The 22490-nt window shown below is 67.5% G+C and carries 18 protein-coding genes; 7 read left to right on the top strand and 11 right to left on the bottom strand.

The window, feature by feature from the left end:
• Window positions 1-52: 52 nt before the first annotated feature.
• Complete coding sequence (locus GGR73_RS15440) at window positions 53-3760, top strand: indolepyruvate ferredoxin oxidoreductase family protein (RefSeq protein WP_184457749.1); 3708 nt, start codon at window positions 53-55, stop codon at window positions 3758-3760.
• Between the two features lie 254 nt (window positions 3761-4014).
• Here the strand turns inward: GGR73_RS15440 and GGR73_RS15435 are convergent, their stop codons facing one another.
• The 3 genes from GGR73_RS15435 to egtB are packed head-to-tail and all read right to left on the bottom strand — an operon-like array spanning window position 4015 to window position 6572.
• On the bottom strand, window positions 4015-4284 hold the full coding sequence (locus tag GGR73_RS15435) for a DUF3253 domain-containing protein (RefSeq protein WP_184457747.1): 270 nt from the start codon (window positions 4282-4284) through the stop codon (window positions 4015-4017).
• Window positions 4285-4299: 15 nt separating this feature from the next.
• Entirely contained in the window at window positions 4300-5286 is a 987-nt protein-coding gene (gene egtD, locus GGR73_RS15430) for an L-histidine N(alpha)-methyltransferase (RefSeq protein ID WP_024939498.1), read from the bottom strand.
• A complete protein-coding gene (gene egtB, locus GGR73_RS15425) occupies window positions 5283-6572 on the bottom strand; it encodes an ergothioneine biosynthesis protein EgtB (RefSeq protein WP_184457745.1) in 1290 nt (429 codons plus the stop codon). The genes egtD and egtB overlap by 4 nt, the downstream gene beginning before the upstream one ends.
• A gap of 65 nt (window positions 6573-6637) precedes the next feature.
• Between egtB and GGR73_RS15420 the strand changes: the two genes are divergently transcribed.
• Window positions 6638-7819, top strand: coding sequence for an aminotransferase class V-fold PLP-dependent enzyme (locus GGR73_RS15420; RefSeq protein WP_184457743.1), 1182 nt, complete (start codon window positions 6638-6640; stop codon window positions 7817-7819).
• 9 nt (window positions 7820-7828) lie between these two features.
• Here the strand turns inward: GGR73_RS15420 and GGR73_RS15415 are convergent, their stop codons facing one another.
• The 4 genes from GGR73_RS15415 to GGR73_RS15400 are packed head-to-tail and all read right to left on the bottom strand — an operon-like array spanning window position 7829 to window position 11680.
• Window positions 7829-9301, bottom strand: coding sequence for an ABC transporter permease/substrate-binding protein (locus tag GGR73_RS15415; RefSeq protein WP_184457741.1), 1473 nt, complete (start codon window positions 9299-9301; stop codon window positions 7829-7831).
• Window positions 9298-10035: an ATP-binding cassette domain-containing protein gene (locus GGR73_RS15410; RefSeq protein ID WP_024939502.1), complete on the bottom strand. Its 738-nt coding sequence runs from the start codon at window positions 10033-10035 to the stop codon at window positions 9298-9300. Before GGR73_RS15410 ends, GGR73_RS15415 begins: the two co-directional genes overlap by 4 nt.
• A gap of 48 nt (window positions 10036-10083) precedes the next feature.
• Window positions 10084-10428 carry an EF-hand domain-containing protein gene (locus GGR73_RS15405; RefSeq protein WP_221234180.1) on the bottom strand — a complete coding sequence of 115 codons (345 nt, stop codon included), beginning with the start codon at window positions 10426-10428 and terminating at the stop codon, window positions 10084-10086.
• A gap of 46 nt (window positions 10429-10474) precedes the next feature.
• Window positions 10475-11680: a DesA family fatty acid desaturase gene (locus GGR73_RS15400; RefSeq protein WP_016901218.1), complete on the bottom strand. Its 1206-nt coding sequence runs from the start codon at window positions 11678-11680 to the stop codon at window positions 10475-10477.
• A 153-nt stretch (window positions 11681-11833) separates the two neighbouring features.
• Here GGR73_RS15400 and GGR73_RS15395 point away from each other — a divergent pair, with 153 nt between their 5' ends.
• From GGR73_RS15395 to GGR73_RS15385, 3 genes are all read left to right on the top strand, one after another.
• Window positions 11834-12679: an ABC transporter ATP-binding protein gene (locus GGR73_RS15395; protein ID WP_016901219.1), complete on the top strand. Its 846-nt coding sequence runs from the start codon at window positions 11834-11836 to the stop codon at window positions 12677-12679.
• 189 nt (window positions 12680-12868) lie between these two features.
• Complete coding sequence (locus tag GGR73_RS15390; protein ID WP_016901220.1) at window positions 12869-13879, top strand: TIGR00266 family protein; 1011 nt, start codon at window positions 12869-12871, stop codon at window positions 13877-13879.
• 324 nt (window positions 13880-14203) lie between these two features.
• Window positions 14204-15241 carry a patatin-like phospholipase family protein gene (locus GGR73_RS15385; RefSeq protein ID WP_016901221.1) on the top strand — a complete coding sequence of 346 codons (1038 nt, stop codon included), beginning with the start codon at window positions 14204-14206 and terminating at the stop codon, window positions 15239-15241.
• 420 nt (window positions 15242-15661) lie between these two features.
• Here GGR73_RS15385 and GGR73_RS15380 read toward each other — a convergent pair whose 3' ends face one another.
• Both GGR73_RS15380 and GGR73_RS15375 read right to left on the bottom strand, forming a co-directional pair.
• Complete coding sequence (locus tag GGR73_RS15380) at window positions 15662-17878, bottom strand: TonB-dependent siderophore receptor (protein ID WP_184457736.1); 2217 nt, start codon at window positions 17876-17878, stop codon at window positions 15662-15664.
• Between the two features lie 222 nt (window positions 17879-18100).
• Window positions 18101-18583 (bottom strand): Lrp/AsnC family transcriptional regulator, encoded by a 483-nt coding sequence (locus tag GGR73_RS15375; protein WP_016901223.1) that lies wholly within the window; start codon window positions 18581-18583, stop codon window positions 18101-18103.
• 127 nt (window positions 18584-18710) lie between these two features.
• Between GGR73_RS15375 and phhA the strand changes: the two genes are divergently transcribed.
• Both phhA and GGR73_RS15365 read left to right on the top strand, forming a co-directional pair.
• A complete protein-coding gene (gene phhA / locus GGR73_RS15370; protein WP_039814301.1) occupies window positions 18711-19601 on the top strand; it encodes a phenylalanine 4-monooxygenase in 891 nt (296 codons plus the stop codon).
• A gap of 68 nt (window positions 19602-19669) precedes the next feature.
• Entirely contained in the window at window positions 19670-20314 is a 645-nt protein-coding gene (locus GGR73_RS15365; protein WP_184432607.1) for a DMP19 family protein, read from the top strand.
• An 86-nt stretch (window positions 20315-20400) separates the two neighbouring features.
• On the opposite strand, the gene GGR73_RS15360 is transcribed toward GGR73_RS15365, so the two are convergent.
• Both GGR73_RS15360 and GGR73_RS15355 read right to left on the bottom strand, forming a co-directional pair.
• Window positions 20401-21519, bottom strand: coding sequence for a GDSL-type esterase/lipase family protein (locus tag GGR73_RS15360; protein ID WP_184432609.1), 1119 nt, complete (start codon window positions 21517-21519; stop codon window positions 20401-20403).
• 275 nt (window positions 21520-21794) lie between these two features.
• Window positions 21795-22457, bottom strand: a complete 663-nt coding sequence (locus GGR73_RS15355) for an RpiB/LacA/LacB family sugar-phosphate isomerase (RefSeq protein WP_184457734.1) — start codon at window positions 22455-22457, stop codon at window positions 21795-21797.
• Window positions 22458-22490 lie beyond the last annotated feature (33 nt).

Genomic DNA, 22490 nt, shown 5'->3' with positions numbered 1-22490 from the left:
ATTGGTTTCAGATGACACGCACCGGGTCCCAGCCACCCTTTCCGGGCACGCCATGACCAGTACTGCTGCACTCTCTTCTCCCGACTCTGCCAACACGCCGGAGCTCGGCCAGGTGGATGCGGATTACACGCTGGAGCACAAGTACACGCGTGCCGACGGGCGCATCTACCTGTCCGGCGTGCAGGCGCTGGTGCGGCTGCCGTTGATGCAGCGCCTGCGCGATGACGCCGCCGGCCTTGCGACTGCCGGCTTCATCAGCGGCTATCGCGGCAGCCCGCTGGGCGGTTTCGACCTGGAGCTGTGGCGTGCGCGCAAGCATCTGGACGCGGCCAGGGTGACCTTCACCCCCGGCCTCAACGAAGACCTGGCCGCCACCATGGTCTGGGGCACCCAACAGACCAACCTGTTCCCCGGTGCCAAGGTGCAGGGCGTCTACGGCATGTGGTACGGCAAGGGCCCGGGCGTGGACCGCAGCGGCGATGTGTTCAAGCACGGCAACGCCGCCGGCACCTCGCCGTATGGCGGCGTGCTGGCACTGGCCGCCGACGACCATGCCTGCCGCAGCTCCACCCTGCCGCACGGTTCGGAAGAAGAATTCGTCAGCGCGATGATGCCGATCCTCAACCCGGCCGGGGTGCAGGACATCCTGGACATGGGCCTGCTCGGCTGGGCGATGAGCCGCTATACCGGGCGCTGGGTCGGCTTCAAGACCATTGCCGAGACGGTGGAGTCGTCGGCCTCGGTGGATGTGGATCCGTTCGCACGCAGCATCGTGTTGCCGGAGGACTTTGCGCTACCGGCGGGCGGCCTGAGCATCCGCTGGCCGGACCCGCCGGTGGACCAGGAAATGCGCCTGCACCGCTATGCGATCGCCGCCGCACAGGCCTTCGCACGGGCCAACCAGATCGACAAGCTGGTGCTGGATTCGCCACATGCGCGGCTGGGCATCGTCACCACCGGCAAGAGCTATCTGGACGTGTTGCAGGCGCTGGAATACCTGGGCCTGGATGCGCAGGCCTGCGCGCAGATCGGCATCCGCGTGTACAAGGTCGGCATGACCTGGCCGCTGGAGCCGGTGGGCATCAGCGCGTTCGCGCGCGGGCTCGACGATATCGTGGTGGTGGAAGAGAAAAAGGCCTTCATCGAGCGCCAGATGAAGGAGCTGTTCTACAACTGGCCGGCCAGCGCCGGTGCACGGCCGAGCATCGTCGGCAAGTACGACGAGCAGGGCGAATGGATCCTGCCGTCCACCGGCGAGTTGACCCCGGCCACGATCGCCGCGGTGATCGGCAAGCGCATCCAGCGCTTTGCACTGCCGTCCAGCGCGATGACCGAGTCGATCGAACAGCGGCTGCGCTGGATGGACAGCAAGGAGGCCGAAATGGCCTTGCCGCGCGCGCTGTTCCCGCGCGTGCCGCATTACTGCTCCGGCTGCCCGCACAACACCTCCACCGCGGTGCCGGAAGGCTCGCGTGCGCTGGGCGGCATCGGTTGCCATTACATGGTGACCTGGATGAACCGCTCCACCGACACCTTCACCCATATGGGCGGCGAAGGCGTGACCTGGTCGGGGCAGGCGCCGTTCACCGAAACGCCGCACGTGTTCCAGAACCTGGGCGACGGCACCTATTTCCACAGCGGCTCGCTGGCAATCCGGCAGTCGGTCGCCAGCGGCGTCAACATCACCTACAAGATCCTCTACAACGATGCGGTGGCGATGACCGGCGGCCAGCCGGTGGACGGCACGCTCACCGTGCCGGACATCGCGCAGCAGCTGCGCGCCGAAGGCATCCACACCATCGCGGTGGTCAGCGACGACATCGGCAAATGGACGCGCCGGCGCGAGCGCTTCCCCAGCGAGGTGGCGTTCCACGATCGCAGCGAACTGGATGCGGTGCAGCAGCAGTTGCGCACGGTCAAGGGCGTGTCGATCCTGATCTACGACCAGACCTGCGCGACCGAAAAGCGCCGCCGCCGCAAGCGCGGCAAGCTGGTCGACCCGCCCAAGCGCGTCATGATCAATTCGCTGGTGTGCGAAGGCTGCGGCGATTGCGGCGAAAAGAGTTTCTGCGTGTCGGTGCTGCCCAAGGAGACCGAATTCGGCCGCAAGCGGCAGATCGACCAATCCAATTGCAACAAGGATTATTCCTGCGTGTCGGGCTTTTGCCCGAGCTTTGTCACCGTGCATGGCGGTGCGCCGCGCAAGGGCAAACAGCGCGATGCCAGCGCCTTGCTGGGCAACCTGCCCGCGCCGCCGCAACGCACCACGCTGCAACAGCCCTGGAACATCCTCATCACCGGCGTCGGCGGTACCGGCGTGGTGACCATCGGCGCATTGCTCGGCATGGCCGGGCACCTGGAAGGCAAGGGCGCCACGGTGCTGGACCAGACCGGCCTGGCGCAGAAGGGTGGCGCGGTGACCACGCATATCCGCATCGCGCGCCGGCCGGCCGATATCCACGCGGTGCGCATCGCGGCCGGCGAAGCGGATCTGGTGCTGGGCTGCGACATGGTGGTGGTCAACGATTATTGGGCCCTGTCCAAGGTGCGCGACGGCCGCACCCAGGTGGTGCTCAACACCTACGAAGCGATGCCGGGCAACTTCACCACCCAGCCGGATCTGCAGTTCCCCGCCGCCGAGATCATTGCCGGCGTGCGCACCGCATTGGGCGGCCAGGAGCCGCTGTTGCTGGATGCCACGCAACTGGCGACCGCGCTGCTGGGCGATGCGATCGCCAGCAACCTGTTCGTGCTCGGCTATGCCTGGCAACACGGGCTGGTGCCGTTGTCGCATGCGGCGCTGATGCGCGCCATCGAGCTCAATGGCGCGGCGGTGGCGATGAACCAGCAGGCGTTTGCGTGGGGGCGCCTGGCCGCGATCGACCTGCCGGCGGTGCAGCAGGCCGCAGGACTGCGCAAGGGTGGCGAGCGTGCGCATGCACAGGGCGATACGCCGCCAGCGCGCGCACCGGGCAGCTGGGAAGAACACGATCTTGGCGGGCAGACCGCACCGCATGCGCTGGCGCAGAGCGACGGCAACACGCTGCATGGCGATGTCGATGCGCCCACGCATCCGCTCGACGACGAGCAGCTGGCGCAGTCGCTGGACGAAGCCATCGCGCGGCGCGTGGCGTTTCTGACCGACTACCAGGATGCCGCCTACGCACAGCGCTATCGCAGCCTGGTCGAGCGCGTACGCACGCACGAAGCGCAACAGGCGCCCGGCAGCAGCGCGTTGAGCGAGGCGGTGGCGCGTTACTTCTTCAAGCTGATGGCCTACAAGGACGAATACGAGGTGGCGCGGCTGTATACGCGCGGCGACTTCCAGCGCCGGCTGCAGCAGCAGTTCGACGGCGACTACACGCTGCGCTTCCACCTGGCACCACCGCTGCTGGCCAGGAAGGATGCGCACGGCCACGCGATCAAGCGCGAATACGGGCCGTGGATATTCACTGCCTTCAAGCTGCTGGCGCGGCTGAAGTTCCTGCGCGGCGGCAAGCTGGATGTGTTCGGCTACAGCGCCGAACGGCGTGGCGAGCGTCAGCTGATTGCCGACTACGTGGCAACAGTGGACACGCTGCTGCAACGGCTGGATGCCGACAACGTCGGCCTGGCCGCGCAGATCGCCAGCATTCCCGAACATATCCGCGGCTACGGGCATATCAAGCACGCGCATCTGGAAGAAGCCAAGGCACGCGAAGCGGCGCTGCTGGTGCAGTGGCGCAATCCCAAGGCCCTGCATGTGGTGCAGGCGGCGTAGGTATGCGGATCAGCGTTGCAGGATCAACGCGTTGCGCGCCGACCCGATGAGGTGTTGCCGGTAGTGCGGCAGTGACAGGCTGGTGGGTGGTGGCACAGACGCCGCGCAACGGCCGCTGCTGCGTCGACTGATCACGTTTGCCGCATGACGGCGGTCAGTGCGGGCTGGGGTGATGGGCTGCCGGCGCCGTCATCGATTCGGCAAGGTGTCACCGCCGCGCACGCGAGCGGTGTTGCGCATGCAGCGCCCACCCGTCATTCGAAATGCAGACCGCGTTTCAGGCGGCCCGGCCCGCGCACAGTTCGCACATCGACCACGTCGCCACGTTGGCTGATCTGCACCACGTCGCTGCCGGCCAGATCGGCGGCAACGCTGCGGATCTGCGGCATCAGCGCGCGCCAGCGCGCTTCGTCATCGCTGAGCGCGCGGGCGACCTCGGACGGGCAGATCGATTGCTCCGGCCGCCGGCGCGTTAGCAGCGCGCGGATGGTCGCAACGATCTGCGCATCGTCGATCCGTTGCACGCCAGAGGCCAGAACTCAGAGCGGGCGCAACACGCGCAGGCCGAACCAGTCCTTGGCATCGTTCCAGCCGTGGGTGACCTTCAGCCCCGCAGCGGCGGCAAGTTCGGCAAAGCGCGCGTCGGTGTACTTGTAGCTGTATTCGACCTGCATCGCCTCGCCTTCGGCAAATTCGAATGCCTTGCCGCCCACCTGCACGCGCTGGGCGCGCTGGCTGATCAGGAAGGTCTCGATGCGGCCGCGTTCGCGCGCATACACCGCGTGGTGGCGGAAGCCGTCCAGATCGAAGTCGCTGCCGATCTCGCGGTTGAGCCGCGCCAGCAGATTCAGGGTGAACTCGGCAGTGACGCCGGCCGCATCGTTGTAGGCGGCCTCGATCAGTCCGGCATCCTTGTCCAGATCGATGCCGATCAGGGCGCACCCGTCGCTGCCCATGGTCTGGCGCATCGCATCGAGCAACTCGACGGCGGCATCATCGGTGAAATTGCCCAACGTCGAACCGGGGAAGAACACCAGATGCCGGCGCGCCGGGCGCTGCGCCTGCGGCAGCTGCAGCGGCTTGGTGAAGTCGGTGCATACCGGCAGCATCTGGATCTGCGGGAACTGCTGCGCCAGCCGCGCGGTGCTCTCAAGCAAGGCGGTGCGCGAGATTTCCAGCGGCGTGTAGGCCACCACATCGCGCAGGCCCTGCAGCAGCAATTCGGTCTTGCGCCCGCTGCCGCTGCCGTATTCGACCACGTGCACGCCAGCGCCGATCGCCTGCGCGATCGAGGCCATGCTGGCCTCCAGCAAGGCCAGTTCGGTGCCGGTGAGGTAGTACTCCGGCTGCCGGGTGATCGCCTCGAACAACTGCGAGCCGTGCGCATCGTAGAAATACTTCGACGGCAGCGTCTTGGGCGTTTGCGACAGCCCGGCCAGCGCGTCGGCGGTGATGTCGTCCGGTTGCGGGCGCAGGTCGGTCAGCGCGGCGTGCGCGCGTTGCATGGCATGGGCGGCAGCGTTCAAGGCAGATCCTTGGCAAGGCGCACGCCGGCAAACTGCCAACGCGCATCGGAGGGAAAAAAGTTGCGGTAACTGGCGCGGACGTGGCTAGCCGGCGTGGCACAGCTGCCACCGCGCAGCACCCATTGCGCATTCATGAATTTGCCGTTGTATTCGCCCAGCGACCCGGGCCACGGCGCAAAGCCGGGATACGGCAGGTAGGCGCTGCCGGTCCATTCCCAGACATCGCCGAACAACTGCTGCAGGCCGGTATCCACCGCGTCGGCGCCGCGCGGATGCAAGGCGTCGCTATCGACGAAATTGCCCTGCACCGGCACACCGGTGGCGGCCTGTTCCCACTCGGCTTCGGTGGGCAGGCGCGCGCCGGCCCAGCGCGCGAACGCATCGGCTTCGAACAGGCTCAGGTGGCATACCGGCGCATGCGCATCGCGCGGGCGCCAGCCATCCAGGGTGAATTCGCGTCCGTCCGCGTCCCAATACAGCGGGTGCTGCCAGCCTTGCGCCTGCACCATCGCCCAGCCATCGCTGAGCCAGGCACCGGCGCTGCGGTAGCCACCGGCGTCGATGAACTCCTGGAACTCGGCGTTGCTGACCACCCGATGCGCCAACGCATGCGCACCGACCAGCACGCGATGACGCGGCGACTCGTTGTCGTAGGCGAAGGTGTCGGCCTGCGGCCATGCCGCTGCGCCGATCTCCACGATCTGTTCGTCGCGTGCCTGCCAGCGCAGCGTGCTGGCGACGGCCGCAGGCGGTGCCGGCGCATCGCGGTACGCCGGCTGCAGCGGATTGCTCCACAGCGCGTGCTTGATATCGGTCAACAGCAATTCCTGGTGCTGCTGCTCGTGCTGGATGCCGAGTTGCACGATGGTGCAAGCCTGCGCATCCAACACTCCATCACGCAGGCGCTGCTGCATCTGCGCATCGACTGCGGCACGGTAGTCGCGCACCTGCTGCAACGACGGCCGCGACAACACCCCGCGACGCGCGCGCGCGTGCATCGGGCCCACACTCTGGTAGTAGCTGTTGAACAGAAAATCCCAGGCCGGGTCGAACACACGGTAGGCCGGATCGGCCTGCAGCACGAAGCGTTCGAAAAACCAGGTGGTGTGCGCCAGATGCCATTTGCTGGGGCTGGCGTCGGGCATACTCTGCACCATCGCGTCTTCAGCGCTCAAGGGTGCGGCGAGGCGATCGCTCAGCGCGCGGGTCTGCGCGTAGCGTTCCAGCAGCGTCAGCTGCTGTTGCTGGTGGTGGCCCAGCAGAGATGAGAGTGCAGACATCGCCATATGCTTGAGGAGCGCCTGTGAACGCGCCGTGTCGGCAGCGTGGCAGCCAGCGGTAAGCTGTCGCCATGTCTTCTTTTTCTCTGTCCAGCCTGCTCCCCGCGCCCGTCGAATGGGAACACCACCAGCAGGCATTTGCGTTACCTGCCGACATCACCTATCTGGATGCCGCCTCGCGCGGCCCGCTGCTGCGCGCGGTGCAAGCGGTCGCGCATCAGGCGGTGGATGCGCTGGCCACCCCGTGGCAGCTGCCGTTCGATGCCTGGCTGCAGGACATCGAGCGTTTGCGCATGCTCGCTGCAGGCCTGTTCGACGACGATGCCGACGGCGTGGCAATGCTGCCCTCGGCCGCGCACGGCCTGGCGACTGCCGCACGCAACCTGCCGCTGCAACGCGGCGAGGCGGTGCTGCTGCTGGAAGGCCAGTTCCCCTCGAACCTGCTGATCTGGCAACGCCGCTGTGCCGAGGTGGGCGCGCACATCGTGGCGGTGTCCACGGCCGGTGGCGATGCCTTGACCGCGGCGGTGCTGCAGGCCATCGCCCAGACACCGGCCTTGCGCATCGTCACCTTGCCGCAGGCGTACTGGCTGGATGGACGACAGCTCGATCTGGACCGCATCAGCGCCGCGGTGCACGCACGCGGCGCAGCGCTGGTGCTGGATCTTAGCCAGAGCCTGGGCGTGCTGCCGACCGACCTGCCGCGCTGGCGGCCGGACTTCGTGGTCAGCGTCGGCCACAAATGGCTGCTGGGGCCGATGGGGCTGGCCTGGCTGTGGGTGGCCCCGCAATGGCGGGCGCAGGGGGTGCCGATCGAGGAACACTGGATCGGCCGCGATGCCGGCAGCAGCTGGGAGTTTCCGGTGGCCCAGGCGCCGTCCTATCGCAGCGGTGCGCGCCGGTTCGATGCCGGCGGCGTTGCCGATCCATTGCGGATCGCGATGGCGACGGTGGCCTTGCAGCAGGTCGCTGCCTGGCAACCGGCGCGCATTGCGCAGGCACTGGGTACGCTCACCGCGCGCTGGAACGCGGCGCTGCAGGCACGCGGCCTGGGCAGTTGGTGCACGCCCGCCCACGCGGCGCATCTAACCGCGTTGCAGCCGCCAGCCAATCAGCTGGATGCGGTGGCGACGGCGTTCGGCGCACGCGGGGCGATCTGCACACGCCGACACGGACGTCTACGTATCGCACCGCACCTCAATGTCACCGAGGATGCGCTCTCAGCCCTGATCGCAGCGCTGCCAACCGCGTAACCGTCGGGCTCAGCCGCGCTGGCGGATGCGCAGCCCACGCGGGGTGACCCAGCGCTCCAGGCCTTCGAACAGCGCCTGCACGATCAGCGCGAGCACCGCCGCAGGAATCGCGCCTTCCAGGATCAGGCCGATATCGTCCAGGCGGATGCCGGTGAGGATCGGCTGGCCGTAGCCGCCTGCGCCGATCAACGCGCCCAGCGTGGCGGTGCCCACGTTGATCACCGCCGCGGTCTGGATGCCGGCCACGATGGTGCGACGCGCCAGCGGCAGTTCCACCCGCCACAGGCGCGTCCATGCCGGCAGCCCGATCGCCTCGGCGGTCTGGCGCAACTCGCGCGGGATCGAGGTCAGCCCGGCATGCGTGTTGCGCACGATCGGCAGCAGGCTGTAGAGAAACAACGCGGCAATCGCCGGTTTGGCGCCGATGCCGAACAAGGGAATCATGAAGACGAACACCGCCAGCGACGGCAAGGTCTGCAGCACGCCGGTCAACGACAGCGCCACCTGCCCGAGCCGCGGCCGCCGGGCCGCCAGCACGCCCAGCGGCAACGCGATCAGCAAGGCAAAGCCCAACGAGATGCCGACCAGGGCCAGATGCTCGCGCGTATGCCGCAGCAGACGCGCCACACGCGAGTCGGCTGCCGATGCCGGCGCAACGCCCAGCCACTGCGCAGCCACCGCCGCCTCGGACTGACGCTCCAGCTTCACCTGTGCGTTGAGCCGCTGCATGGTCGCCTCGTCGATGCGCCCCTGCAGCCCCTGCAATGCCTTGAGCATCGCCGGCGAGCGCTGCGCCAGGTCCTTGCGATACAGGAACACCGCCTGGTAATCGGGAAAGTAATGGCGGTCGTCGCGCAGCACCTGCAGCCGGTAATACGGAATTTCCGCATCGGTGCTATACAGATCGGTGACCTCGATCGCCCCGCTCTGCAGCGCGCGATAGGCCAGATCGTGATCCAGCCCGGTTGCGGTCTGCGGCAGTGCATAGGCGGCGCGCACGCCCGGCCAGCCATCGGCGCGCTGCATGAATTCGTTGCTCAGCCCGATCTTGAGCGATGGATGCCGTGCCAGATCCGACATCGATGCGATGCCAAGCGCCTGCGCGCGCTCGACGCGCATGCCGAAGGCATAGGTGTTCTGGAAGCCGAGCGAGTCGGTCATCGCCAGCCCACGCGCGTCCAGTGCGGCGCGCAGTTCGGCCTGGCTGGCCTTGGGCAGCTGCAGCAGTTCCTGCGCCAGCGTGCCGGTGTATTCGGCGTACGCATCGATCTGCCCGGTCTCCAGCGCGCGCCACAGGATGCGCGTGCCACCGAGCTGCGCGCGGTGTTGCACGTCCACGCCGTCGCGCTGCCCGGCGGCGGTGGCGATCTCGCCCAGCAGCACGGCCTCGGTGAAGTTCTTCGAGCCGATCGTCACCTGCGCGGCCTGCGCACCGACGCTTGCGATCAGCAGTGCCACGGCGAGCAGCACGCGCGCGATCATGCGGCGTCGCCGATGCTGCGCTGCGCAGTGAGAAAGCGCTGCACGAACGGATCGGCCGGCTGTTCCAGCAGGCTGCGCGCACTGCCCTGCTGCACCACCTGGCCGGCCCGCATCAGCACCAGGGTGTCGGCCAGGTAGGCGGCTTCGGCAACGTCGTGGGTCACCAGCACCACGGTCTTGCCGAGCTGGGCGAACAGCGCGCGCATCTGCGCCTGCAGGTCGTAACGCACGATCGGGTCGAGCGCGCCCAGTGGCTCGTCCAGCAGCAGGGCCGGTGGATCCAGCATCAGCGCACGGATCAAGCCCACGCGCTGGCGTTGACCGCCGGACAGCTCGGCCGGATAACGCGCCAGCAACTCCGGCGGCAACTGGCAGAGCGCGCACAGGGTCTGCAGGCGTTGGTCGATGCGCTGCCGCGTCCAGCCCAGCGTCTGCGCCAGCAACACCACGTTGCTGCGTGCATCCAGATGCGGGAACAGCCCGCCCTCTTGAATCACATAACCGATGCGCTGGCGCTGCGCCTGCAGGCCGGCGCGTTGCAGCGGCGCGCCATCGAAGGCGACCGTGCCGCTGTCCGGCCACTCCAGCCCCACCAGCATCCGCAACACGGTGGACTTGCCGGCGCCGCTGGGGCCGATCAAGGCGGTGGTGATGCCGCTGGCGAACTGCAGGGAGACGGAGTCGAGGGCAATGGCCTGGCCGTAGCGCCGGCTGACCTGGTCGAGAGTGAACATGCGCTCGAGCTTGCCGAACGCAGCGTCAGACGCGCGCGAAGGTACGCATCAGCGCGGCGGCGCCAGCAACTCGCGCGCGCTCAGGTAGCCGTCGCCGTTGGCATCCTGCCGCGCGAAGCGCTCGATCAGCGTGGCGCGATGCGCGGCGCGGGTGATCGGCTTGCCGCGCCGGCCAGGTAGCTCATCGCCCTGCAGCACGCCGTCATGGTCCAGGTCGCGCTGCTCGAAGGCATAGCTCATCCAGGCCAGATATTCATCGCGGCTGACCCGGCCATCGCCATCGGTATCCATGCGTTGCAGATACTGCTGGCTGTCCTGCACCTGGGCCTGCGCTTGCGCAAGAAAAGCCGGAGCGCACACAACACCCGCCAGCAGCAGGCCGCGCGCGATCAAGCCATACGATCCACGCACACGCACAGCAGCACGCGTGCCCCGACGATTACGACCCACTCAGCGCATAACCCTTCAACCGCGCCGCATAGGCCTGCAAGGCGGCATTGCCGCTGGCTTCGGCTTCGTGACACCACTGCTGCAGGTGCTTGAGCCGTTCGGACGCATCGTGGCTGCGCGCCTCCAGCACTGCAGTCAGGCGTGCGCGGTACTCGACCAGCGTGCGCATGCGCGGGCGCTCGGCCACCCAGTGCTGCAGTTGCGCGCGCGCATCGGGCTTGAGCCACCGCCCGTCATCGACCAGGCCCTTGCGCAGCCGCCGCGGCAACAGCTGCCGCAACTTGGCGCCGGTGGCCGCGGCCTCTTCGCGTAGCGCCGGGGTGAACACATTGCGCTGGTAATCGGTCATCGCCTGGAAGCGATGCGAGAGCAGGGCCTTGAGCGTGTCGGCATCGGGCACGGCGATGTTGGGGCGGATGTCCAGCGACGGTGCCACCCGCAGCACCTTGGCCAGGCCGATCGCCTGCAGCCCGCGGATGGCGACCCAGCCGATATCCAGCTCCCAGCGCCGCATCGAAAACCGCGCCGAGCTCGGGAACGCATGATGGTTGTTGTGCAGTTCTTCGCCACCGATCCACAGCGCCCACGGCGTCAGGTTGGTGGAGGTGTCGGCCGACTCGAAATTGCGATAGCCCCACCAGTGGCCCAGGCCGTTGACCACGCCGGCGGCCCAGAACGGAATCCACGCCATCTGGATCGCCCACAGCGCGATGCCGGGCAAACCGAACAGCACCGCGTTGATCACCAGCAACGCGATCGGGCCGGCATTGGCATGCGGGGTGTACAGATGCCGCTCGATCCAGTCGGTGGGCGCGCCCTTGCCGTATTGCTCGATGTCGGCACGCTGCGCACGCGCTTCGCGGTACAGCTCCACGCCACGCCAGAACACCTGGCTGATGCCCTTGGTCTGCGGGCTGTGCGGGTCTTCCTCGGTCTCGACCTTGGCGTGATGCTTGCGATGGATTGCCACCCATTCGCGGGTGATCATCGAGGTGGTCAGCCAGGTCCAGAAGCGGAAGAAGTGCGCCACCACCGGATGGAAGTCCACACCGCGATGGGCCTGGCTGCGATGCAGGTACAAGGTCACTGCGAAGATGGTGAGCTGGGTGAACACCAGCAGCACCGCCAGCATGCCCCATACGCCCAGCCCGGCCACGCCGGAAGTCAGAAGGTCGATGATCGGGTCGGACAACATCGGCATTTCCACAGCGGCGCCATCGGGTTGGGTCGATGGAGACATGATGGGGGCGATGGCGGCAAACTTCACCCTCCGGATGCGTAGGGTGCGCCCTACATTTCTAAAGCGGTTCACACGCTCCCCTTCCCCACTGCGCCTGATGTCACCCGTATGACGGTTACTGCCGAAATGTCCACCGATCCTGCTGCTGTTGCCAACGCCATCCCGTTGATCGAGCTCGACCAGGCCAGCGTGATGCGCGGCCAGGTACGCGTGCTGCATGCGCTCAGCCTGCGCATCGCGCTGGGGCAGCACACCGCCATCCTCGGCCCCAATGGCTGCGGCAAATCCTCCTTCATCAAGCTGATCACCCGCGAGCTGTATCCGCTGGTGCGCGCCGACGGCCAGGCCGCGGTGAAAGTGCTCGGGCAGGTGCGCTGGCAGGTGGATCGCTTGCGCTCGCAGCTGGGTATCGTCACTGGCGACCTCAGCGTCAACCTGGCCGACATGCCGGGGCTGGATGTGGAAAGCGCGGTGCTGTCCGGTTTCTTCGCCAGCTATGTGGTGCCACCGCATCGCGAGATCAGCGACGACATGCGCGCGCGGGCACGGGAGGCCTTGGCCCTGGCGCGCGCGCTGCCGTTGCTGGACCGGCAATTTGCCGAACTGTCGGCCGGCGAGACCCGCCGCGTGCTGATCGCGCGCGCACTGGTCAACCGCCCGCAGGCGCTGCTACTGGACGAGCCGTCCACCGGCCTGGACCTGGTGGCGCGACAGCACCTGCTCGACACCATGCGTCACCTGGCCCGGCAAGGCATCACCCTGATCCTGGTGACCCATCACATCGAGGAAATCGTGCCGGAGATCGCGCGGGTGATCCTGCTGCGTGCCGGCACCGTCGTGGCCGATGGTCCGCGCGATGCGCTGCTCACCGACGCCAGCCTGTCGGACGTGTTTGGTGGCCCGGTGCGGGTGCAGCGCGACGGCGAGCGCTATTGGGCGACGGTGGGCGAGTAAGCGCCCCCCCCCTGCCGTGCGCGCAGGCCGGGGACCCTGCGCAAGCTGCGCGACGACAGCCGGCAGCGACGCGCTCCTTACAGCCCACAACCGCGCCCAACCGTACCTTCCGGGCATGACCTTGGACACGGGACGCCGTCACCGCGGCTGCGCTTAGACTCGGCGCACGCACAGACAGGAGTCGTCCCGATGGCCCAGTGGTATTTCCATGTTCCCGGACAGGCCGATCGCATCGGCCCGCTCGACGATGCCAGCGCCCGCGCGCATGCCCAGCGCCAGCCCGACGCGCTGGCCTGGCGCGACGGACTCGATGGCTGGACGCCGGCCCGCCAGCTGGCCGAGCTGCAGGGCGGCAGCGGCCTGCCGCCGCCGCTGACCGGCGCGGCCGGGCGCGCCGACGAGATCGACTACCGCATCGTCGGCAACGACATGCAGTTCGTCGAGGTCGAGCTGGACCCGGGCGAAAGCGCCATCGCCGAGGCCGGCGCGCTGATGTACAAGGACGCCGCGGTGCAGATGGACACCGTGTTCGGCGACGGCTCGCATGCCGGCCAGAGCGGCGGCGGCGGGCTGATGGGCAAGCTGCTGTCGGCCGGCAAACGCGTGGTCACCGGCGAGAGCATGTTCACCACCGTGTTCACCCATGCCGGCAGCGGCAAGGCCAGGGTCGCATTCGCCGCGCCCTATCCGGGCACGGTGCTGGCGCTGCGCCTGTCCGAGCATGGCGGGCAACTGATCTGCCAGAAGGACAGCTTCCTGGCCGGCGCGCGCGGCGTGTCGCTGGGGATCGCGTTTCAACGCAAGATCCTCACCGGCCTGTTCGGCGGCGAGGGCTTCATCATGCAGAAGCTCGAAGGCGACGGCTGGGTCTTCGTGCATGCCGGCGGCACCGTGGTGGAACGCGAACTCGGCCCTGGCGAACGCATCGATGTGGACACCGGCTGCGTGGTCGCCTACCACGCCGGTGTGGACATGGACGTGCGCCGCGTCGCCGGGCTGAAGAGCATGTTCTTCGGCGGCGAAGGCGTCTTCCTGGCCACCCTCACCGGCCCCGGCAAGGTGTGGCTGCAATCGCTGCCGTTCTCGCGCATGGCCGGCCGCATGCTGCAGGCCGCCCCACAGGCCGGCGGCCAGCAACGCGGCGAGGGCTCGGTGCTGGGCGGCCTGGGAAGGTTGCTGGATGGCGACAACCGATTTTGATGGGGTGACGCGGCAGGCGGGTGTGCGGGCACCCTTCTCCTGCCGGGAGACGGTGGCGCGTCGCGCCGGATGAGGGGACCGGCGAAGCCTGCTGCGATCCCATGTGGCCTCGCTCCTTACCCTCCCCCCCGCTCCGCGCCCCCGGCCCGTGCAGGTGGCTGCGGTCATCGCCCGAACGAACCGGCTCGCCCTTCTTGCCGGGACAAGGCAGTGCAACGCCTGCAAACGATGCCGTTCTGAACAATCTCCACGCACGCCTACCATCAGCGCCACCGTGACGGCACGCGTGTATTCTCCCTCGCCTTTCCCATCGACGTTTTCGCCATGACTGCGCTCCGCCGCCCACGCTCGCTTGCCCTGTTGTCCATGCTCGGTCTGCTCTCGGCCTGCGGTGGCGAGCCGCGCCCGGCAGCACCGGCGCCGGTGGTGCAGGCACCGTCTGCCGGCGCGGTCAAACCGGTCAAGATCGGCGTGGCGCTCGGTGGCGGCGCGGCCAAGGGCTTTGCGCATATCGGCGTGATCAAGATGCTCGAGGCCAACGGTTTTGCGCCGGTGGTGGTGTCGGGCACCAGCGCCGGCAGCGTGGTCGGGGCGCTGTATGCCAGCGGCATGGATGCGTTCCAGATGCAGGAAAAGGCCGTCGCGCTCGACCAGACCAGCATCCGCGATGTGCGGATCTTCTCCGGCGGCCTGGTGCAGGGCCAGAAGCTGCAGGACTACGTCAACGAACAGCTCGGCGGCAAGCCGATCGACAAGTTGCGCAAGCCGTTCGCGGCGGTCGCCACGCGGCTGGAAGACGGCGAACGCACCGTGTTCGTGCGCGGCAATGCCGGCCAGGCGGTGCGCGCATCCAGCAGCATTCCCGGCGTGTTCGAGCCGGTGACCATCGGCCAATACCACTATGTGGACGGCGGCGTGGTCAGCCCGGTGCCGGTGGATGCGGCGCGCCAGCTCGGTGCGGAATTCGTGGTGGCGGTGGATATCTCCAGCAAGGCCAGCGGCAAGAATCCCGGCGATCTGCTCGGCACCGTCAACCAATCGATCTCGATCATGGGCCAGCGCCTGGGCGAGGCGGAACTCAAGCGTGCCGATGTGGTGATCCGCCCCAAGGTCAACGACATCGGCTCGGCCGATTTCAACCAGCGTGGCGCGGCCATCCTGGAAGGCGAGCGTGCGGCGATGGCGGCGATGCCGCAGATCCGCGCCAAGATCGCGCAGTTGCAGGCGCAGCGCAGCAGCGCCACCCGCACTGCCGCCGAGCAGGCTGCCGCCGCCAAGGCGGAAGCGTATCGGCGCTGCCTGCAAGAGCGCTCGCGCTGGCAGAAACTGCGCGGCAAGGACGAGGCCTGCGTGGCGCCGTGAGGCAAAGGCGGTGCGAGGCGATGTGCAGCTGATGCGGGTGCCGCGCGAGGTCATGCGGAGCTGAGCGGGCGTGGGCGCCTGTTCCGAGACACGCGCATTTTTAAAGCCGATGCGTAGGGCGACTGCGTTGTTGGATGCCTTGTGTTGATGCACCGAGGGTGTGCCGGACGAGGTCGCGGCCGGGGCGGCGTTCTTTTCGGCTGCGCTGAGATGTGTCGCGGAGGGGGGCGCGGCCTGGGCCGCTCCTACGACGGCGGGGCATTTTTTTCAGGTGCGCTGAGGCGGGATGGGGTCGCGGCCGGGTCCGCTCCTACCAGGGGCGGGTGTATCGGCTATGTCGGCGCGGCCAGCACCACTCCTGTAGGAGCGGCCCTGGCCGCGATGCCTTACCGGTAACGCATCCGCTTCATCGGCAACGCCTCAATAGCGCCAACGCAACGACAGGCTGACAAACCGCGGCTCGCCGTAGTTCTGGTAATCCAGGTTGGCCCAGTAGGTCTTGTCGAAGGCGTTGCGTACCGCCAGCGTGGCGGTCCATTGCTCGCTGATGAGGTAGTTGGCGTTGAAGTGCACCAGTGCATACGGGTTCTGCACCACGGTCACCGGCGTGGTGGCGCCGGTGCCGTCGCCGGTGGGGCGCTGGATATTGAAGCCGCGCACCGCGCTCTGCCAGCTGACGCCGCCGCCGATGCTCAGGCGCTCCCAGGCGCCGGGCAGGCGCAGCTGCGTGGACAGCTGCAGGTAATCCTCGGGCAGGTTGGCGTAGATCGCATCGGTGGGAGGGCGCGTCACCTTGACGTGGGTAAAGCCGGCATTGACGGTCCAGCCGGGCAGGAGTTCGCCGTTGAAATCCATTTCCCAGCCCCGGCTCTTGGTGCCGTTGATACCGATGTAGGCCGAATTGCCGTCCGGCAGCGAGGATTCCGGCTGGGTCATGTCGCGCACGGCGAAGTTGTCCTGCTTGGCCTCGAACACGGCGGCGGTGGCCATCGCACGGCCGTCGAACAACTGCGCCTTGATGCCGGCTTCCAGGTTGGAACCTTCCACCGGGGCGAGCAGGTTGTTGTCCTTGTCGCGGTAATTCTGCGGGTTGAAGATCTCGGTATAGCTGGCGTAGAGCGACACATCCGGCACGATGTCGTAGACCAGTCCCACATACGGGGTGACTTCGTCGCTCACCTCGTACCGGCCGCTGGTGCCGGTGTAGGCGCCGCTGGCATTGAAGGCCTGGGTGCGGGTTTCCCAGGAGCTCAGGCGTGCACCGGCGATCAGCGACAGCGGGTCGGCCAGACGCAACCGGGTGGAGGCATACACGCCGCGCTGCGTGGTGCGCGCTTCGCTGCGGCGGCCGGTCCGCGCATAGGTCACTTCGGAAATATCGCCATCCCAGTTGCGGATATTGGGGATGAAATAACAGCGCTCGGGCGGGCCAAAGTCGTTAGGGCAGCTCGCCCAGTCATCGGGATAGGTCTGCGCGACGCCGTAGGAGGTCGACTGCAGATCCTGCCAGCTGCCGCCGACCACCACATCGTGCTGGCGGCCGAACAACGAGAAACCGCCGGACAGGTACACGTCCACGCCATCGCGCGCGTCGCTGGTTTCGCCGGCGCCGGTGCGCAGAAAGATGCCGCTGCCATCGGCGGCCGGATAGCCGGTGCCGTAAACGCGCAGGCTCTGCACATCGCCCTTGGTATGCGCGTAGTTGACGCGCAGCAGCCAATCCTCGCCGAAGCGTTGTTCGAGGTTGGCGAAGGCGGTGCTGGTCTCGCGCTGCCAGCGGCTCCACTTGGGCGCCATGTTGGTCGAGCGCGGCAGGTTGGCCGGCGAACCGTCGGCGGCGAAGAACGGCACCGTGCCCCAGGTCGAGCCGACGGGGGTGTTGTCCTGGCGCTGATAGCCGACGGTGAGCGTGGTGCTGTCGGTCAGGTCGCCTTCCAGCACCGTCATGCCCGACATCTTGTTGTCGTGGTAACGGTCGTAGTAGTAATCGCGGTCCTGCCAGGCCGCGACCACGCGGCTGCGCCAGCGCCCGTCTTCGGTCAGCGGCGCATTGACGTCGGCCTGCATGCGGCGGAAATCCCAGGTGCCGGCACTGACTGCGAACGAGGCATCGAAGTCCTTGCCCGGGCGCTTGCGCAGCAGGTTGACCGTGGCCGAGGGAATGCCGGCGCCGGTGAGCAGGCCGTTGGCGCCGCGGATCACCTCGATGCGGTCGTAGAAGACCGTGTCGTATTCCTGGTTGGTCGCACCGCTGTAGGTAGGCAGGCCATCGACCTGGAAGTCGGTGATCTGGAAGCCGCGCGCGAAATACAGCGGGCGCTGGGTGTCGTAGAACGACACGTTGACGCCGGTGACGTTGCGCATCACATCGTCGATGCTGAACAGCGATTGCTCTTCCAGCCGCTGCAGCCCGATCACGCTCACCGACTGCGGCGTTTCCTGCAAGGTCAGCGGCAGGCGTGTGGTGGTGGCCGGCTGCGCGCGGCTCACCGCACCGTTGACGTTGACCTGGTCCAGCGTCTTGGCATCGCGTGCATCGGCGGCGGCATTGTCGGCACGGGCAGCGCTGGGCGTCAGCGCCAACGCGCATAGCAAGGCAGCGGACAACGTGGCCAGGGGGGCGGAAATCGCGGGCATTGGAGGGTTCTCGTCGATCGGTGCGGGACGCGCGGCGTCACCGGGCAAAAAACGCAGGCATGCGCGGCGCGTCCCACTCGGGCGACGAGCTGGCTGGCCCTGTCGGGCTGGCGGATCGACGAGAAGACATGCCGGGCGCAGCCGGATGTTACGCAAATGTAAATCGTTATCGTTTGAGAGGCAAGTCACAGTGCACGCGTGCCTGCCTCGCAGCCCGCCGGATCAGCCCAGATGCGAGAGCGGCAGGCCTTCCGGTGCCTTCACCGTGCGCAGCACGAAGCTGGAATTGACGTCGGACACGCCGGTCGCATTGAGCAGGCGGTCGAGCAGGAAGCGCGAGAAATGCTCCAGGTCGCGCACCTGCACCTGCAGCAGGTAATCCATGTCGCCGGTGAGCGCCCAGCAGGCCACCACCTCGTCCCAGCCGCGCACGCCGTCGGCAAAATGTTCGATATCGGCCTGGCCGTGCTGCTCCAGCTGCACGCGCACGAAGGCCTGCAGCCCCAGCCCCAGCGCCTTGGCATCCAGGCGTGCGCCGTAGCCGGCGATGATGCCGGCCGCCTCCAGCCGCTGGGTGCGGCGCAGGCAGGCCGAGGCCGACAGATTGACCTGCACCGCCAGCTCCGCATTGCTGCTGCGGCCCTGCGTCTGCAGCAGGGCGAGCAGGCGTAGATCGGTGCGGTCCAGGGCGATTGGCTGGTCCATATGTTGCGCAGCAGCAGAGGATGACGCACGAATCTTGCGCCCGGAAGCATCGGACACGCAAGATTCGCAATCCCGTTGCGCGACCATCCGGCTAAGGTGAGCGCTGATCATCGGGAACCGCCGCCGCATGAACATCGCACCGCAACGCGTCGAGAATCAGCTCACCGACAAGGGCTATGTGCCGGTCTACACCACCGCCGTGGTCGAGCAGCCGTGGGATGGCTACAGCGCCGACGACCATGCCACCTGGGGCACCCTGTATCGCCGCCAGCGCGCGCTGCTGGTCGACCGCGCCTGCGACGAGTTCCTGCAGGCGCAGGATGCGATGGGCATGGGCGAGACCCACATTCCGCGTTTCGATGCGCTCAATGCGGTGCTGCAGGCGGCCACTGGCTGGACCCTGGTCGGCGTGCAGGGCCTGCTGCCGGAGCTGGATTTCTTCGAGCATCTGGCCAACCAGCGCTTCCCGGTGACGTGGTGGATCCGCCGCCCCGATCAGATCGACTACATCGCCGAACCGGACCTGTTCCATGACCTGTTCGGGCACGTGCCGCTGCTGATGAATCCGCTGTTTGCCGACTTCATGCAGGCCTATGGCCGTGGCGGGGTCAAGGCGCACGGCATCGGCGCGGACGCGCTGCAGAACCTCACCCGCCTGTACTGGTACACGGTGGAATTCGGCCTGATCGCCACACCGCAGGGGCTGCGCATCTTTGGTGCCGGCATCGTGTCGTCGAAGGGCGAATCGCTGCATTCGCTGGAATCGCTGGCGCCCAACCGGATCGGCTTCGACCTGCAACGCATCATGCGCACGCGCTACCGCATCGACAGCTTCCAGAAGACCTACTTCGTCATCGACAGCTTTGCGCAGTTGATGAGCGCCACCGCGCCGGATTTCACCCCGATCTATGCCGATCTTGCGCAGCAGGCGCAGGTGCCGGCCGGCGAGGTGCTGGACACGGATCGGGTCATCCAGCGCGGCAGCGGCGAAGGCTGGAGTACAGACGGCGACGTGTGAGGCCGCACCGACTCGACACCATCGCCGACGCAGACTATGGTCAAACCTCCCCATACCGCCTTCGCTCAATGGACCTGACGCAGCTTCGCATCCGGCGCTTGGAGCTGGACGACACCCGCCTGCTGTTCACCCTGGCCAACGGCATCCGTATCGACGAGCCGATCAAGGCGCAGCGGCTGTTGTTGAAGGCAACGCCGCCGCAACGCGCGCAATGGCAGCTCACCGACGACGGCTTCGGGGTGAACTGGCCGGCGGTGGCGCCGCCCACGGATGAGGGGCTGCTCAACATGCCCGATTTGCTGTGGCGCCGACGCAGCGCACGCGCGCAAACCAAACTGACCGCGCTGCGCGGACGCATGGATGCCTTGTCACCGGGCGAGCGCGAACTGGTGGCATTGGCGCGGCTGGATGCGGACATGAGCGAGAGCGGCTATGCACGCTACTTCGACCGCTGGGACGCCGCTACCCGGCGTGACGCATTGCAGGGGCTGGGCGCGATGGGCGCGGTGCAGGCGCGCCAGGCGATCGAAGGCCTGGGCACGGTATTCGAACGCCTGGAAGAAGACCCCAACCTGCTCAGCATCGAAGACATTCTCGACGCGATGAGCGAGACCGATCGCCAGCGCGTGGATGGCTGGGAAGAGGTCTACTACCGCCGCTCCGGCGAACTGGCCCGGCTGGGCCTGACCCACTACGGGGTCGACAAGGCGTAAGCACGCGTGCAATGACGCGCATGGCTCACAGCCGGCATCGCGCATCGTCCACACCCGCAACGCGCTACCGACGCACCGGGCCTATCTCAGCCTGCCGGCTTGGCGAGATAGGCCAATAGCAGCACCAGTGGCTCATCGCCGGTCTGCTGCAAGGCATGGGTGCTGCCCGGGCGCGTCAGCAGCGCATCGCCGGCAGTGACCTGGTACTGCTTGCCATCCAGCGCGTACAGCCCGCGCCCGCTGACGATGTAATAGATCTCGTCCTTGTCGTGCAGATGCAGGCCGATGCCGGCGCCCTTGTGCAGCACGCGCTTGCGCAGCACGAACGGCAACTGCGGTGCGTCGGCGAAGAACGGATACGCCATGGTCGGCCCGGCGCCGCCGTGCGGGCCGGGTTGCGGGCGTGCGAGATCGCGTTCGTGCACCACCAACGAGGGATGCGCCTGCGCCGCGCGTTGGATGGCGGTGTCGGGAGCGGCGCCGCAATCGGCATCGCGGCGCAGCTGTGGCGTGAGAGCGGGTTGCAGCTGCATCCAGCCATGCACGACCAGGCACGCCACGGCAGTGGCGCCGGCGCGGCTGAAGTGGGTGCCGTCGGCTTTGCCTTGTTCGGGAACGAACAGGAAGTACGGCCTGGCCGCCTGTTCGCCGAGGGCGCGGATCCAGTCGCTGGAACTGGCGTTGAGATCGATCAGGCCCACGTGTTCCTGCGCGGCGAGTTGCTGCATGGCCAGGGTGTAGCGGCCGTGGGTGTCGAGCAGCGCGCCGAAGTCGTAGAGCAGACGGGCGGCCGGCGTGATCAGGATCGGCGTGGCGCCCTTGTCGCGCGCGGCGATGATATAGCGGCGCAGGAACTGCTGATAGTCGCCCTGCGGGTCGGTGTAGCGGGTTGGATCTTCGTGTTTGGCGTCGTTGTGGCCGAACTGGATCAGCAGCACGTCGCCGGCACGGAGGTCCTTGGCGATGGCGTCCAGGCGCCCTTCGGCGATGAAACTGCGGGTGCTGCGGCCGCCCTTGGCGTGGTTGCGCACCTGCCATTGCGCCGGGTCGAACCACTCCTGCAGCATCTGGCCCCAGCCTGCCTGCGGCGCACGTTCGGCACCGTATTCGGCGGCGGTGGAATCGCCGGCGATGAAGATGCGGTGTGGGTCGGCGCGGGCGCCATTTGCGCAGAGCAGCAGCAATGCGAACAGCAGCAGACGCATGGTGGGCTCCGGTAAAAATGCTGAGTGCGCGACGCTGTTCCTTCTCCCATCGGGAGAAGGTGCCCGAAGGGCGGATGAGGGTGCGGCGGCACAGGAAATGTTGGACGGCCGTACTGTCGTCTCAAGCCTTTCAAGCCTCCCCTTTCAGGGCAGGCCGCGGCCTCACTTCCCCGCTCCGCGCCCCGGCCCGCGCCGGCAGCGCGGGCTCCAAGGCACGCGCGCCAGTGGCGCGCGAACAGTGCCCTCTCACCCCGCGGGAGGAGGGCTTTAGGCCGTTATGCTGCTGCGGCGGCGGCTTCGGGCTTGCCCAGCACGCCGGCGACGAAGTTGCGGATCTCGGCGTCCTGCGCATTGTCGAAGAAGCACTGCTGGAAACGCTCGCCGCCCACGGCCTGCTTGATCAGCTCCGGGTCGATGGCGCGCAGGCCGTCGAGGTAGGACTTAGCGGTGGCCTGCTTGACATGGGTCAGGATGCCGGCATTGGCGGCCTGCGATTCGCGACGCTCGGCCGGGTAGCCCATGCCGCGCTCGCCGCTGAAGGCCTTTTCGAAGATGTAGCGCACGTTGATTTCCGCGCCCCAGCCGTAGCCCTTGGCGAATGCCAGCGACAGCGCGTTGCCGTTGTTGACCTGGGCGAACAGGTAGGCGTCGGTCGGCTCGATGCAATAGCCGCAGAACACGCCCGGATGCGCATTGAGCGACATCATCGCGCCCTGGCCGGTGCCGCAGCCGGCGACGACGAAGTCCACGGCCTTGGAGTTCAGCAGCAGGCTGGCGACGATGCCCAGGTGGATGTAGGTCAGGCGGTGGTCGTTGTCGCCGTCCATGCCGACGTTGAAGACGCTGTGGCCCTGCTCGCCGGCGACGTCGTTGAGCTGCTGCAGGATCACCGGGTTCTTGCCGGCCTGACTGAACTCATTCATGAGTGCGATTTTCATGGGGATGCTCCGATTGGTTTGGGGAAGTTGTGT

Source organism: Xanthomonas sp. F14, from assembly GCF_014199865.1.
Note: the sequence above shows the minus strand (reverse complement) of the source record. Positions and strands in the feature narration are given on the sequence as shown.

Excerpts from the sequence above, each read along its gene's own strand:
- GGR73_RS15385 (WP_016901221.1), top strand. The coding sequence starts at position 14,204 with ATGACTGCGCTCCGCCGCCCACGCTCGCTTGCCCTGTTGTCCATGCTC.
- phhA (WP_039814301.1), top strand. The coding sequence starts at position 18,711 with ATGAACATCGCACCGCAACGCGTCGAGAATCAGCTCACCGACAAGGGC.
- GGR73_RS15400 (WP_016901218.1), bottom strand. The coding sequence starts at position 11,680 with ATGTTGTCCGACCCGATCATCGACCTTCTGACTTCCGGCGTGGCCGGG.
- GGR73_RS15440 (WP_184457749.1), top strand. The coding sequence starts at position 53 with ATGACCAGTACTGCTGCACTCTCTTCTCCCGACTCTGCCAACACGCCG.
- GGR73_RS15355 (WP_184457734.1), bottom strand. The coding sequence starts at position 22,457 with ATGAAAATCGCACTCATGAATGAGTTCAGTCAGGCCGGCAAGAACCCG.
- GGR73_RS15415 (WP_184457741.1), bottom strand. The coding sequence starts at position 9,301 with ATGATCGCGCGCGTGCTGCTCGCCGTGGCACTGCTGATCGCAAGCGTC.
- GGR73_RS15390 (WP_016901220.1), top strand. The coding sequence starts at position 12,869 with ATGGCCCAGTGGTATTTCCATGTTCCCGGACAGGCCGATCGCATCGGC.
- GGR73_RS15395 (WP_016901219.1), top strand. The coding sequence starts at position 11,834 with ATGACGGTTACTGCCGAAATGTCCACCGATCCTGCTGCTGTTGCCAAC.
- GGR73_RS15420 (WP_184457743.1), top strand. The coding sequence starts at position 6,638 with ATGTCTTCTTTTTCTCTGTCCAGCCTGCTCCCCGCGCCCGTCGAATGG.
- GGR73_RS15365 (WP_184432607.1), top strand. The coding sequence starts at position 19,670 with ATGGACCTGACGCAGCTTCGCATCCGGCGCTTGGAGCTGGACGACACC.
- GGR73_RS15410 (WP_024939502.1), bottom strand. The coding sequence starts at position 10,035 with ATGTTCACTCTCGACCAGGTCAGCCGGCGCTACGGCCAGGCCATTGCC.
- GGR73_RS15360 (WP_184432609.1), bottom strand. The coding sequence starts at position 21,519 with ATGCGTCTGCTGCTGTTCGCATTGCTGCTGCTCTGCGCAAATGGCGCC.
- egtB (WP_184457745.1), bottom strand. The coding sequence starts at position 6,572 with ATGGCGATGTCTGCACTCTCATCTCTGCTGGGCCACCACCAGCAACAG.
- GGR73_RS15380 (WP_184457736.1), bottom strand. The coding sequence starts at position 17,878 with ATGCCCGCGATTTCCGCCCCCCTGGCCACGTTGTCCGCTGCCTTGCTA.
- GGR73_RS15375 (WP_016901223.1), bottom strand. The coding sequence starts at position 18,583 with ATGGACCAGCCAATCGCCCTGGACCGCACCGATCTACGCCTGCTCGCC.